Genomic DNA, 12475 nt, shown 5'->3' on the forward strand with positions numbered 1-12475 from the left:
TGAGGAGTGGTTTGCGTGGTAGCTCCACACCTCACTCGGAGGTCTTCGTCATCGCCAAGCAGAAACGCCGTGCCTAACGTCCGTGGTTAGAACACCTAGGCGACCTGCAGCGAGCGCTTCGACAGCCCCATCCAGAACCCGTCGATGACCTGCTCGCCCGGCGCCTCCGGGTCGGTGGCCGCGCCGAGGGTGACGAAGAGCGGCGTGTAATGCTCGACGGTCGGGTGCGAGTAGGGCATGCCCGGCGCCTCGGCCTTGTAGTTGGCCAGCGCGTCGACGTCGCCGCGGGCCAGCGCGTCGGCGGCCCAGGCGTCGAAGTCCTTGGACCAGCCGGGAGCCGCCGCGTCGATGCGGAACTCGGTCAGGAACGGCAGCCCGTGGGTCAGGAACCCGGACCCGATGATCAGCACGCCCTCGTCGCGCAGCGGCCGCAGTCGCCGGCCCAGCTCGAGGAGCCGCGCGGGGTCCGAGGTCGGCAGGGACATCTGGAGGACCGGGATGTCGCCGGCGGGGTACATGATCTTGAGCGGGACCCAGGCGCCGTGGTCGAGCCCGCGGCTCGGGTGCTGGTGCACCGGCTCGGTGCTGGGCATCATCGCGGCGATCCGCTGCGCCAGTGCCGAGCTGTCGGGGGTCTCGTAGGTCATCTGGTAGTACCGCGGGGCGAACCCGCCGAAGTCGTAGACCAGCGGGGCCTGGTTGGCGCTGAGCATCACCGGCGCCGACTCCCAGTGCGCGCTGACGATCAGGATCGCCGTCGGGCGCGGGAGGTCCTGGGCCCACTGCGCCAGCTGCCCCGACCACAGCGGGTCGTCGAGGAGTGGCGGGGCCCCGTGGCCGATGTACAGCGCGGGCATGCGGTCGTTCATGTCATCCATGGTAGTTCAACATTCAACTTTCCGGTAACGACCAGTCGAGCGGCGTACCGCCCTGGCCCTCCAGCAGCGTGTTGACGCGGGAGAAGGGGCGGGAGCCGAAGAAGCCACGGGCGGCGGACAGGGGAGAGGGATGGACGGACTCGACCCAGGGGACCGGGCCCAGCTGGGCCTTGAGGGACTGGGCGTCGCGGCCCCAGAGGATGGCGGCCATGGGGCCGCCGCGGCGGGCCAGGGCGTCGATCGCGCAGGAGGTGACCTCCTCCCAGCCGCGTCCGCGGTGGCTGGCGGACTCGCCCGGCCGCACGGTGAGCACCCGGTTGAGCAGCATCACGCCGCGGTCCGCCCAGGCGGTGAGGTCGCCGTGTCCCGGCATGGTCAGGCCGAGGTCGGTGCCGAGCTCCTGGTAGATGTTGCGCAGGCTGCCCGGCAGCGGCCGCACGTGCGCGTCCACGGCGAAGCTCAGGCCGATCGGGTGGCCCGGGGTCGGGTACGGGTCCTGGCCGACGATCAGCACCCGCACGTCCGCGAGCGGCCGCTGGAAGGCTCGGAAGATGCGGTCGCCGGCCGGAAGGTACGGGCGGCCGGCCGCCAGCTCGGCCCGCAGGAACTGCCCCATCGCGGCGATCCGGTCGTCCACGGGAGCCAGCGCCGCGGCCCAGTCCGGAGCCACCAGCCCCTTGTCCACGAGTCCGGCCAGGGCGCTCATGCGGCGAGGGTAGCGGCGTACGTTCTCCTCGTGCCTCGCCCGAAGCGCGCCACCGTGCAGCAGGTCCACGACCTCGCCCTCTCGATGCCCGGCGTCACGGTCGAGAGCGCGGGCACGAACCCCGTCTACCAGGTGAGCCGGAAGAGCTTCATCTTCTTCCGCAACCCCCGCCCGGACGCGTTCGACCCCGAGACCGGGGAGCGGTACGACGACGTCATCGTGTTCTGGGTCGCCGACGACGTCGACAAGCAGGCGCTGGTCGCGGACGAGTCGACGCCGTTCTTCACCACCCCGCACTTCGACGGCCATCCGTCCGTGCTGCTCCGCGGCAGCCGGATCGGCGAGCTCACGGCCGACGAGCTGGCCGAGGTCGTGTACGACGCCTGGCTGGCCCGCGCCGGCGTACGAGCGCGGCAGAAGTGGCTGGCCGAGCGAGGGCTGGGCTGACCGTCAGGGCCGCGCCGGCCGCGAGAGCCGGTCCAGGAACGCGATGAGCAGGGCCTCGCGCAGGGCCGGGGAGGCGAGGTCGAGCATCGCGTTGACGGGGGCCATCCGCTCGGGGAGGGCGAGGCCGGCGGAGGGGTCGGTGAGCAGGCCGGACGCGGCCAGCAGCCCGTCGAAGTCGTCGTCGGACAGGGCAGAAGGGTCGAGCGCGGCGATGAAGTCCGCCACGCCCTGGCCGACCTCGACCGGCCTCGACCTACGCGCCGCCGAGACCGACTCCGCCAGCGACAACCGCAGCTCGTCCACGTGCGCCAATGTCGCCGCCGACACCGACAGGTGGATGGTGGGCGGCGCGCCGGCGTACGACATCTGCGGCTGGACGTACCAGCCGCGCAGCTTCATCTCGTCGCACACCGTGAACGCGTCCATCGACGCGTCGCACGCCAGCGCCACCAGCGTCGAGTCGGGCGGTACGACGACCGTGAGGCCGGCCGGGAGCCCTGCGACGATCCGGTCGACGGCCTCGAACACCTCGGCCGCCAGCCGTTCGTAGCCCGAGGTCCCGAGGTGCCGCATCACCGCCCAGGCACCCGCCAGCGGCCCGCCGGACTTGGTCGACTGCATGGTGGCGTTGAGCATCGTGTACCCCGGCCAGTCCGCCGACGCGAAGAACTGCGGCCGCCGCAGCTGCGACGAGCGGTGCAGCAGCAGGGAGGTGCCCTTCGGCGCGTAGCCGTACTTGTGGGTGTCCACCGACACCGACGTCACCCCGGGCACCGCGAACGTCCACGGCGGCACCGACCGCCCGAGCCGGGCGGCGTACGGGAGCACCCACCCGCCGATGCACGCGTCGACGTGGCAGCGGATGCCCCGGGACGCCGCGAGGGCCGCCAGTGCGGGGATGTCGTCGACGACGCCGTGCGCGTACGACGGCGCGGAGCCGACCACCAGGACGGTCGAGGAGTCGACGGCGTCGGCCATCGCCGCCACGTCCGCGCGGAACGACGCGTCGACCGGCACCGCGCGCACCGGGACGCCGAAGTAGTGCGCCGCCTTGTGGAACGCCGCGTGCACGGTCGTCGGCACCACGATGTTCGGCGAGGAGACGTCCGGGGCGCCGTCGCGCGCGGCCTGCACCGCGAGCAGCACCGACTCCGTCCCTCCCGAGGTCACCGTCCCCACGGCCGACGGTGGCGCGTCGAGCAGGTCGCACGCGAACCCGACCAGCTCGTTCTCCATCGCCAGCAGGCTCGGGAACGACGTGGGGTCCAGGCCGTTGGACGCGGCGTACGCCGCCACCGCCTCGCGCCCGATGCGGTCGACCTCCGTCAGGCCGGAGTCGTAGACGTAGGCCAGGGTGCGCCCGCCGTGCACCGGCAGGTCCCCGGCCTGCATCTCACGGAGGAGGGCGAGCACGTCGGTCATCGGGCCTCCTCCACCTGCCGCGCGTCCAGCGTGTAGCGCGACAGCCACCAGAGCGAGACCAGGACCAGCATGGCGGGCAGCACCGAGAAGCCGTAGGTGATCGCGGCGACCGTCAGGTCGGACTGGACGACGTCGCCGTCCGTCGAGGACTGGTAGCCGCCGAGGGCCAGCACCAGGGCGAAGAGCCCAGGACCCAGCGCCAGGCCGAGCGTCTCGGCGGCGGTCCAGACCCCGGTGTAGACGCCGACGCGGCTGGACCCGGTCCGCCGCGTGTCCACGGCGGCGGCGTCGGGGAGCATCGCGAGCGGGAAGACCTGGCAGCCGGCGTACCCGACGCCGACCAGCGCCACCGCCGCGAACACGACGCCGACGGGTGCGGTCCGGGCGCCGGCCGCGCAGAACGCGCCCAGCGCCAGCACGACGGAGGAGGCGACGTACCCGGTGCGCTTGCCCACCCGCCGGCCCAGCGCCGCCCACGCCGGCGTGAGCAGCAGGGCCGGCCCGACGAAGCAGACGAACAGCACCGTGGTCGCCCCCGTGCGGCCGAGCACGTCCTCGGCGAGGTAGTCGACGCCCGCGAGCATGCAGCCGGTGGCCAGCGCCTGCAGGACGAACGTGGTCAGCAGCATCCGGAAGTCGCGGGCGCCGGCCACGATCCGCAGCTGGTCGCCCAACGTCCCCGGGCCCGGCTCGACCCGCCCGACCGGGGCGTTGCGGGTGCCGACGTACGCCGCCACCACGCCGACGACGATGACCAGGGCCATCGCGACGCCCATCACGCGGTACCCGGCCCGATCATTGGCAGAGCCGCCGACGGCGTCGCGGATCACCGGCGCCGTGGCGCCCGCGAGCATGATCGTGAAGGCCAGGATCGCCACCCGCCAGGTCATCAGGCGGGTGCGTTCGTCGTAGGACGGCGTGATCTCGGCCGGCATCGCGACGTAGGGCACCTGGAAGAAGGCGTACGCCGACGCGGCGGCCAGGAAGAACACCAGCACCCACGCGGCCTCGAGCCCGGTCGCCATCTCGGGAGCCGCGAAGATCAGTGCGAAGCAGACCGCGAGCACCAGCCCGGCGCGGAGCAGCCACGGCCGCCGCGGCCCCCGCTCGTCCACGGTCCGGTCGCTGACGCGTCCGGCGACCGGGTTGAGCACGACGTCCCACGCCTTCGGCAGCAGCACGATGGCGCCGGCCGCGAGGGCGGCGATCCCCAGCGAGTCGGTGAGGTAGGGCAGGAGCATCAGCCCCGGAACCGTCCCGAACGCCCCGGTGGCCACCGAACCGGAGCCGTAGCCGAGACGCACGGACCGGGGCAGCGTCTGGGCCACCGTCTGGGACACCCCCGGAGGCTATCGACAAGCGCGGGCCGCAGGGCTACACACAGGTCCATGGGAGCCGGATCCAAGCTGGCCAAGTCCGCCGGCCTCGCGGTCGCGGCGCTGGGTGTCGTCGCCGCGCGCGACGTGACGCAACGCCACCACGCGATCCTGCGCACCTACCCCATCATCGGGCACCTGCGCTTCTTCCTCGAGCGCTTCGGGCCCGAGCTCCGCCAGTACATCGTCACCAACAACGACGAGGAGCGGCCGTTCAGCCGCGACCAGCGGCGCTGGATCTACGCGTCCTCCAAGCTGGAGAACAACTACTTCGGCTTCGGCACCGACAACGACGTCGAGCACGCCAACGGGTACCCGATCATCAAGCACCGCACGTTCAAGGGCGAGGGCGCGCCGAGTGCCCGGCACGCCGGCGAGGAGGTGTACCTGCCGTCCGCGAAGGTGCTCGGCGGCCCGCGCGGCCGCACCCACGCGTTCCGGCCTGAGTCCGTCGTCAACATCTCGGGCATGAGCTTCGGGTCGCTGTCGAAGAACGCCATCGAGGCGCTCAACCGCGGGGCGGCGCTCGCCGGCTGCATGCACGACACGGGCGAGGGCGCGCTCTCGCCGTACCACCGCAACGGCGGCGACCTGGTCTTCCAGATCGGCACGTCGTACTTCGGGTGCCGCGACGAGCACGGCCAGTTCTCCCTCGAGCGGCTCAAGGACCTGGTGGCCGGCGCGCCGGTGCGGGCCATCGAGATCAAGCTGTCGCAGGGCGCGAAGCCCGGACTCGGTGGCATGCTGCCCGGCGCCAAGGTCACCGAGGAGATCGCGCAGATCCGCGGCATCAAGCCCGGCGTGGACTGCGCCTCGCCCAGCCGGCACACGGCGTTCCACGACGTCGACTCGATGCTCGACTTCGTCGAGCAGGTGGCCGCCGAGACGGGCCTGCCGGTCGGCATCAAGTCGGCGGTCGGGTCGATGGGCTTCTGGGACGACCTGGTCGCCGCCATGTCCGGCGGCCAGGGGAACGGCCGGCGCGGAGTGGACTTCGTGAACGTCGACGGCGGCGAGGGCGGCACCGGAGCGGCGCCCCTGCTGTTCTCCGACGCGGTGGCGTTCCCGTTCCGGATCGCGTTCGCCCTGGTGTACGGCCGGTTCGCCGCCGCCGGCCTCACCGACGAGGTCACGTTCATGGGGGCCGGCAAGCTCGGCGTCCCCGAGAACGCCGTGGTCGCCTTCGCCCTCGGCGTGGACATGGTCAACGTCGGCCGCGAGGCGATGATGTCGATCGGCTGCATCCAGGCCCAGAGGTGCCACACCGACCACTGCCCGACCGGTGTGGCCACCCAGAACCCGTGGCTGGTCCGCGGCCTCGACCCCGAGCTGAAGTCCGTGCGCGCGGCCAACTACGTGAAGTCCATGCGCCGCGACCTCTGGAAGATCTCCGAGGCGGTCGGCGTCGTGCACCCCGGCCTGATCTCGCCCGACGACGTCGACATCCTCGACGGGCTCACCGAGCACCGGACGCTGCGCGACGTCTACGGCTACCTGCCGGACTGGGGCCGGCTCGGCCCGCGGCTGGAGAAGGAGATCGTCGACCTCATGTGCGTCCAGGAGGTCCCGGACGCGTCGCCGACGCGCTGAGCTCCCCGCTGGTCGAGGAGGTTGCGCCGACGGGCCCTTGACGGCCGTCCTCGACCAACGGGCACCCCGTGTAACCCCGGCCGCCTCCCGTCGTTGGAGGCGTGTGCACCCGAACACCCCGGTCGGCCAGGCAGTGCCCGCCGGAGGCCGACCGGGGTGGCCGGGTCGGGTCGGGGGTCGTCGGCCGGCCCGGCCGGGTGCCACCTTCCGGGTGACCGGCTGACTACTGGGGCGCCGGCTCGTAGGTGCGGACCATCCAGCGGCCGTCGTCGGCCAGCGGGACGAAGCCGTACTGCGCGTACAGCCCGTGCGCGTCGGCGGTGGCCAGCAGCGCCCGCGTGACGCCGTACGACGCCAGCAGCCGGTCCGCCTCCTCCATCAGCGCCTTGCCGACGGCCCGGCCGCGGGCCGAGGGGTCGACGTACACGTCGCAGATCCACGCGAACGTCGCCCGGTCGGTGACCAGGCGCAGGAAGCCGACCTGCTCGTCCGCGTCGTACGCGCCGACGTTCACCGAGTACCTCAGCGACTCCTGGACGGCCGCCCGGGAGCGGCCCAGCGACCAGTAGGCGTCCTCGCTCAGCCAGCGGTGGATCAGGTCGACGTCCAGCAGGGAGTCATCGGTGGAGACGCGCACGCCCATCGGTCGGTCAGTCCCTGTCGGCGGGCAGCAGCGTCTTGCCGTGCGCCGGCCGCACCTCGTCCATGGCCTGGAGGAACGACCGGGCCCAGGCGGTGATGTCGGCCGACTTGATGGTCTTGCGCATGGCCCGCATCCGCCGGGAGAGGTCCTTCGCGTCGGCGTGGTAGGCCTCGCGCAGGGCGGCCTTCATGCCGTTGAGGTCGTAGGGGTTGATCAGCCAGGCCTGGCGCAGCTCGTAGGCCGCGCCCGCGAACTCCGAGAGGATCAGCGCGCCGCCGTCGTCGTACTGGCAGGCGACGTACTCCTTGGCGACGAGGTTCATGCCGTCGCGGTACGGCGAGACGACCATGATGTCGGCGGCCCGGTAGAGCGCGGCCATCTCCTCGCGCGGGTACGACGCGTGCAGGTAGCTGATCGCCGGGGTGCCGATGCGGCCGTGGTCGCCGTTGATGCGGCCGACCAGGCGGTCGATGTCGTCGCGCAGGACGCGGTACTGCTCGACCCGCTCCCGCGACGGCGTGGCGACCTGCACGAACACGGCGTCCTCGACGTCGAGCTCGCCCTCGGCGATCAGCTCGCTGAACGCACGCAGTCGCGCGTGGATGCCCTTGGTGTAGTCGAGCCGGTCGATGCCCAGGAAGATCCGTCGCGGCCCGCCGAGCGCCTCGCGGATCTCCTTGGCCCGTGCGGTGACCGACTCCTGCCTCGCCAGCTTCTCGAAGCCCTTGACGTCGATGGAGATCGGGAACGCGGAGGCGCGGACCGTTCGCCCGTCGGGGAGGTACACGAGGTCGCGGTGCGTCTTGTGGCCCACCCGCTGGCGGACCAGGCGCACGAAGTTCTGCGCGCCGCCGGGCAGCTGGAAGCCGACCAGGTCCGCGCCGAGCAGTCCCTCGAGGATCTGCCGGCGCCACGGCAGCTGCTGGAACAGCTCGGCCGGCGGGAAGGGGATGTGCAGGAAGAAGCCGATGTGGACGTCGGGTCGCAGCTCGCGGAGCATCTGCGGCACCAGCTGGAGCTGGTAGTCGTGCACCCACACCATCGCGCCCTTGGCGGCGCGCGCTGCGGCGTGCTCGGCGAAGCGTCGGTTCACGTCGACGTACGAGTCCCACCACTCCCGGTGGAACTCCGGCTTGGCGACGACGTCGTGGTACAGCGGCCAGAGGGTGGCGTTCGAGAAGCCCTCGTAGAAGCCCTCGATCTCCTCGGCCGACAGCGCGATCGGGTCGAGCGTCAGGCCGTCGTGCTCGAACGGCTCCAGCCCGCTGTCGGTGCCGCCCGGCCAGCCGATCCACACGCCGTTGTTGGCCCGCAGCACCGGCTCGATGGCGGTGACCAGCCCGCCAGGGGAGGCGCGCCACTCGGGCTCGCCGTCGGGCCCGGTGACACGGTCGACCGGCAGCCGGTTGGCGACGATCACGAGCTCGGCGGGCACGTTGACCACCCTAGGTGGTCGCCGTGGACACGGCTCCGGCAGGGATAGGTGACTTCACCCGTGAAAGGTGCTTCTCATACCCGATCGAGCAAGTCGACCGTGAAGAACGCCGAGGTCGGCGCGGTGTCGACCTACGGCAAGAAGGTCACCTTCGCGGCCAACGAGAAGAAGAACATCCTCATGCAGTGGAGGGTGGGTGCCGCCAAGCCGACCAAGCTGGCCAACCTCACCGCCTACGAGACCACGAAGAACCCCGACAAGGCGCAGGAGTACGGCTTCGTCGCCCCGACCGCGGACTGCGCGGCCCAGTGGCCGGTCAAGCAGGCCGGTCCGCCGACCTACACCGGCATCGTCGACTCGCACCCCTACTCGACGTACACCACGGCCGACGGCGTCTACGTCGGCGAGGCCGGCGGCAACAGCATCCTCTGGGTGGGCAACGACGGGAAGGTCAAGACCGTCGCGATCCTGCCCCCGACCGAGGTGACCGTGACCCAGGCGGCGGCCGACGAGTTCCACGCCCCGGCGTGCGTCGGCCCGCAGTACCGCCTCGAGCCCGTGCCGACCGACGTCGAGCTCGGCCCCGACGGCTGGCTGTACGTCTCCAGCCTCCCGGGTGGTCCCGAGGACGACTCGCTGGGCATGAACGGCCGCGTCTACAAGGTCAACCCGAAGAGCGGCAAGGTGAAGCTGGTCGCCAGCGGGTTCCTCGGCACGGTCGACCTGGCCGTCGCCCGCAACGGTGACATCTACGTCGCGCAGCTGTTCGCCGGCATGATCTCCAAGATCAAGGCGGGCTCCGACAAGGCCAAGGACTTCATGCCCGCGGCCCTGCCGGGTGCCGTCGAGTGGACCAAGGACGCGCTGTACATCACCACCAACGGTGTCCCGACGGGCAAGACCCCCAAGGGCAAGGTGATGCGCTTCCCGTGGTGAACCACCCCGGGTAGCACCCGCTACGAGTCGGAGGCGTAGCTGACCCCGATCTGCCGACGGACCTCGTCCATCTGGCGGATCAGGGTCAGCGTCCGGCCCAGCGGGACCAGCGGACTCTCGAGACGGCCCGCGTGCAGGCACTCCTGCACGTGGGCCGCTTCGTTGCCCAGGCCCGAGCCGATCAGCGGCCCGAGCCCCTCGATGCGCTCGGGCTCCCCGTTGGTCGGCGTCCAGGTCGCGTACGCCGGGTGGTGGAAGTCGGCGGGTACGTCGATGCGGCCGGTCGTCGTCGCGATCGTGGCCGTCCGCGGCGAGACCGCCGTCATCGACGCCGTCAGCGCGGACACGGCGTCCCCGTGCCGGCCGGCGATCGCGACGTCCAGGTCGACGCCGTGCTCGTTCACGCGGGCGGTCGCCGCCAGCTCGTCGGCCTCGCCGAGGACCAGGTGCGCGAACGTCAGCGGGTAGATCCCCATGTCGAGCAGGGCTCCCGCGCCGAGCGCCGGGTCGACCATCCGGGCCGACGCGCCGGGCGGCACCACGAACCCGAGGTCGGCGTGCACCTGGCGCGGCTCGCCGTACCTGCCCTCGCCGATCCCCTCGACGATCGCCCGGACGACCGGGTGGCAGGCCATCCACATCGCCTCCATCAGGAACAGGCCGGCCTCGCGGGCCGCGGCCACCATCGCCTCAGCCTCGGCGAGGTTCAGCGTCAGCGGCTTCTCGCAGAGCACGTGCTTGCCGGCCGCGAAGGCCAGCCGGGCGTTCTCGAGGTGCATCGAGTGCGGCGTGGCGATGTAGACGACGTCGACGTCCGGGTCCGCGACCAGCGACTCGTACGAGGCGTGCGCGCGAGCGCCGTACTCGCTCGCGAACGCCCCGGCCGACTCCGCCGACCGGGACCCGACGGCGGCGATCACGGCGCCGTCCACCTCCCGGAGGTTGTCGGCGAAGCTGCGGGCGATGCGGCCGGTGGCGAGGATGCCCCAACGGGTGGTCATGCTGCGACCCTAGAACTGACTGGATTCCGAGACGGGTCGCCGAAGCCCGGGGAGACCGCGCAGCTGACCGGGGCGGCCGCAGCGGATGCCATAGCGTCAGGCTGGACATTCGCCGGCGCGACGCGCCGGGACCGAATGACATCGCTGTGATTCATCGCCTACAGTGTCCGCATGGACGCCGCCACTCACCTCTCCGGCCAGCAGGTCGAGACCACGGGCCTGAGCGACCGCGACCGCGAGATCCTCGAGTTCGAGCGCCAGTGGTGGAAGTACGCCGGCGCCAAGGAGACCGCCGTCCGCGAGCAGTTCGACATGTCGGCGACCCGCTACTACCAGGTGCTCAACGCCCTGATCGACCGTCCCGAGGCGCTCGAGGTGGACCCGCTGCTGGTCCGCCGCCTGCGCCGCCTTCGCGCCGCCCGCCAGCGACAGCGCTCCGCTCGTCGCCTCGGGTTCGAGGTCTAGGAGCACCCCATGCGGCCGACTTCCCCGTCACGGCCCCTCAGCCCCAGGATCCGCACCGAGCGAGGTGTCGTCTTCCCCTCGCCGGTCGTCATCTTGACCATCGTCGCGATCTTCACCGCCGGCGTCGCGTACCTCGCGACCCAGGGCAAACCGCCCACCGAGCGCGAGGTGACGATCACCGCGGCCGAGTCCTCGCCCAGCCCCACGCCCACGCCGTCGATGCCGACCGCGAAGCCGAAGCCGGCCAAGCCCGCGGTCGACAAGGGCCAGGTGTACGTCGAGGTCTACAACAACTCCGGCGTCAGCGGCCTGGCCGGCCGGGTGGCCACGACCGCGACGCAGGCGGGCTGGAAGGTCGTCGGCTCCGACAACTGGTACGGCACCATCCCCGCCTCGACCGTCTACTACCCCGCGAAGCTGAAGCGAGCGGCGAAGGCGCTGGCCCTCGACCTCGGCATCCGCCGCACCGTCCTGGCCGTCGACCCGATGAAGCTGGACCGGCTGACGGTCATCCTGACCTCCGACCACGCCTGAGCCTCGGACCCTGGTCGTGCCAGGGTGGGGGCGTGGAGTTCACGTCGTCGGAAGGTGAGCAGCGGTACGCCGAGGTCGTCGCGCGCGCCGCGGACGTGGTCGTCGGGCTGGACTTCGACGGCACGCTGGCGCCCATCGTCGACGACCCGGACGCCGCGCACATCCACCCGGACGCCGGGGGGGTCCTGACCGACCTGGCCGCCGCCGTACGCGCGGTCGCCGTCATCACCGGCCGGCCCGCGCGGCAGGCGCTGGCGCTCGGCGGGCTGGACGAGGTCGGCAACGCGATCGGCGACGTCGGCCGCGAGCTGTACCTGTTCGGGCAGTACGGCAACGAGCGCTGGTCCTCCACCAACCGCCGGATCGTCACGCCGCGCCCGCCGGCCGGCCTGGCCACGTTCGAGCGGGACCTGCCTCGCGTGCTGCGCGGCGCGGACGCCGCCGAGGCCTACGTCGAGGACAAGGGCCTCGCGGTCGCCGTGCACACGCGCCGCCTCGACGACGCCGACGGTGCCTTCGACCGGCTGGTCAAGCCGATCACCGAGCTGGCCGAGCAGCACGGCCTGTCCGTCGAGCCCGGGCGCCAGGTGCTCGAGGTGCGCTCGCACGGGATGCACAAGGGCCTGGTCGTCGACTGGCTGATGGAGCACCTCGAAGCGGGCGGGTTCCTGTTCGCCGGCGACGACCTCGGCGACGTGGAGGCCTTCGAGGCCGTCCTCGACCTGCGCCGCCGCGGCCTGCCCACCCTCCTCGTCTGCTCCGCCTCCCGCGAGGAGCCCACCCTCCGGGACCTCGCGGACGTCGTCGTCGACGGTCCTGCCGGCGTCCTGGACCTCCTCCGCACCCTGACCACCGACGCCTCCTGACCAACATCTGGACTCGCCGTACGCATGCTGAGACGGCGGGCGGTACGTTGGGTCCTGCTCATCGAGAGGGACTGAGGGAACGGCCCTGAGACGTCCCGGCAACCGGATGCAACAACACGGTGCCAATTCCGGCCCGCGGCGAGAGTCGCCACGGGGAAGATGAGGGAGGTCATTCC

Annotated in this window: 13 protein-coding genes and 1 riboswitch; of the genes, 6 read left to right on the plus strand and 7 right to left on the minus strand. The window is 72.0% G+C overall.

Annotation, left to right across the window (positions count from 1 at the left end):
- Positions 1-95: 95 nt before the first annotated feature.
- A complete protein-coding gene (locus ISU07_RS20905) occupies positions 96-869 on the minus strand; it encodes a dioxygenase family protein (RefSeq protein ID WP_228522342.1) in 774 nt (257 codons plus the stop codon).
- Positions 870-891: 22 nt separating this feature from the next.
- Positions 892-1584: a uracil-DNA glycosylase gene (locus tag ISU07_RS20910; protein ID WP_194708784.1), complete on the minus strand. Its 693-nt coding sequence runs from the start codon at positions 1582-1584 to the stop codon at positions 892-894.
- 30 nt (positions 1585-1614) lie between these two features.
- On the opposite strand from ISU07_RS20910, the gene ISU07_RS20915 reads away from it, so the two are divergent.
- Positions 1615-2031, plus strand: coding sequence for an MmcQ/YjbR family DNA-binding protein (locus ISU07_RS20915; protein ID WP_323742739.1), 417 nt, complete (start codon positions 1615-1617; stop codon positions 2029-2031).
- Positions 2032-2034: 3 nt separating this feature from the next.
- Here ISU07_RS20915 and ISU07_RS20920 read toward each other — a convergent pair whose 3' ends face one another.
- Positions 2035-3453, minus strand: a complete 1419-nt coding sequence (locus tag ISU07_RS20920; RefSeq protein ID WP_194708785.1) for a pyridoxal phosphate-dependent decarboxylase family protein — start codon at positions 3451-3453, stop codon at positions 2035-2037.
- Positions 3450-4793, minus strand: coding sequence for an MFS transporter (locus ISU07_RS20925; protein ID WP_323742740.1), 1344 nt, complete (start codon positions 4791-4793; stop codon positions 3450-3452). Before ISU07_RS20925 ends, ISU07_RS20920 begins: the two co-directional genes overlap by 4 nt.
- Positions 4794-4841: 48 nt before the next feature.
- Here ISU07_RS20925 and ISU07_RS20930 point away from each other — a divergent pair, with 48 nt between their 5' ends.
- Positions 4842-6419 (plus strand): FMN-binding glutamate synthase family protein, encoded by a 1578-nt coding sequence (locus tag ISU07_RS20930; protein ID WP_194708786.1) that lies wholly within the window; start codon positions 4842-4844, stop codon positions 6417-6419.
- Between the two features lie 223 nt (positions 6420-6642).
- On the opposite strand, the gene ISU07_RS20935 is transcribed toward ISU07_RS20930, so the two are convergent.
- Together ISU07_RS20935 and ISU07_RS20940 are read right to left on the minus strand one after the other, a co-directional pair.
- Positions 6643-7062, minus strand: coding sequence for a GNAT family N-acetyltransferase (locus ISU07_RS20935; protein WP_194708787.1), 420 nt, complete (start codon positions 7060-7062; stop codon positions 6643-6645).
- A 7-nt stretch (positions 7063-7069) separates the two neighbouring features.
- Entirely contained in the window at positions 7070-8506 is a 1437-nt protein-coding gene (locus tag ISU07_RS20940; protein WP_323742741.1) for an alpha,alpha-trehalose-phosphate synthase (UDP-forming), read from the minus strand.
- A gap of 90 nt (positions 8507-8596) precedes the next feature.
- On the opposite strand from ISU07_RS20940, the gene ISU07_RS20945 reads away from it, so the two are divergent.
- Positions 8597-9433 (plus strand): ScyD/ScyE family protein, encoded by an 837-nt coding sequence (locus ISU07_RS20945; protein WP_194708788.1) that lies wholly within the window; start codon positions 8597-8599, stop codon positions 9431-9433.
- 20 nt (positions 9434-9453) lie between these two features.
- On the opposite strand, the gene ISU07_RS20950 is transcribed toward ISU07_RS20945, so the two are convergent.
- Positions 9454-10434: a Gfo/Idh/MocA family protein gene (locus tag ISU07_RS20950; protein ID WP_194708789.1), complete on the minus strand. Its 981-nt coding sequence runs from the start codon at positions 10432-10434 to the stop codon at positions 9454-9456.
- A 171-nt stretch (positions 10435-10605) separates the two neighbouring features.
- On the opposite strand from ISU07_RS20950, the gene ISU07_RS20955 reads away from it, so the two are divergent.
- The 3 genes from ISU07_RS20955 to otsB are packed head-to-tail and all read left to right on the plus strand — an operon-like array spanning position 10606 to position 12299.
- Positions 10606-10899 (plus strand): DUF3263 domain-containing protein, encoded by a 294-nt coding sequence (locus ISU07_RS20955; protein ID WP_194708790.1) that lies wholly within the window; start codon positions 10606-10608, stop codon positions 10897-10899.
- Positions 10900-10908: 9 nt separating this feature from the next.
- The gene (locus ISU07_RS20960) at positions 10909-11433 is read left to right on the plus strand and encodes a LytR C-terminal domain-containing protein (RefSeq protein ID WP_194708791.1); all 525 of its coding nucleotides are present in this window, start codon (positions 10909-10911) and stop codon (positions 11431-11433) included.
- 32 nt (positions 11434-11465) lie between these two features.
- Positions 11466-12299 carry a trehalose-phosphatase gene (otsB, locus tag ISU07_RS20965; protein ID WP_194708792.1) on the plus strand — a complete coding sequence of 278 codons (834 nt, stop codon included), beginning with the start codon at positions 11466-11468 and terminating at the stop codon, positions 12297-12299.
- Between the two features lie 55 nt (positions 12300-12354).
- Positions 12355-12465, plus strand: a riboswitch (SAM riboswitch).
- The last annotated feature ends 10 nt before the right edge of the window (positions 12466-12475 follow it).

Origin of the sequence: Nocardioides islandensis (assembly GCF_015352455.1) — a bacterium.
GTDB classification, from domain to species: Bacteria; Actinomycetota; Actinomycetes; order Propionibacteriales; family Nocardioidaceae; genus Nocardioides; species Nocardioides islandensis.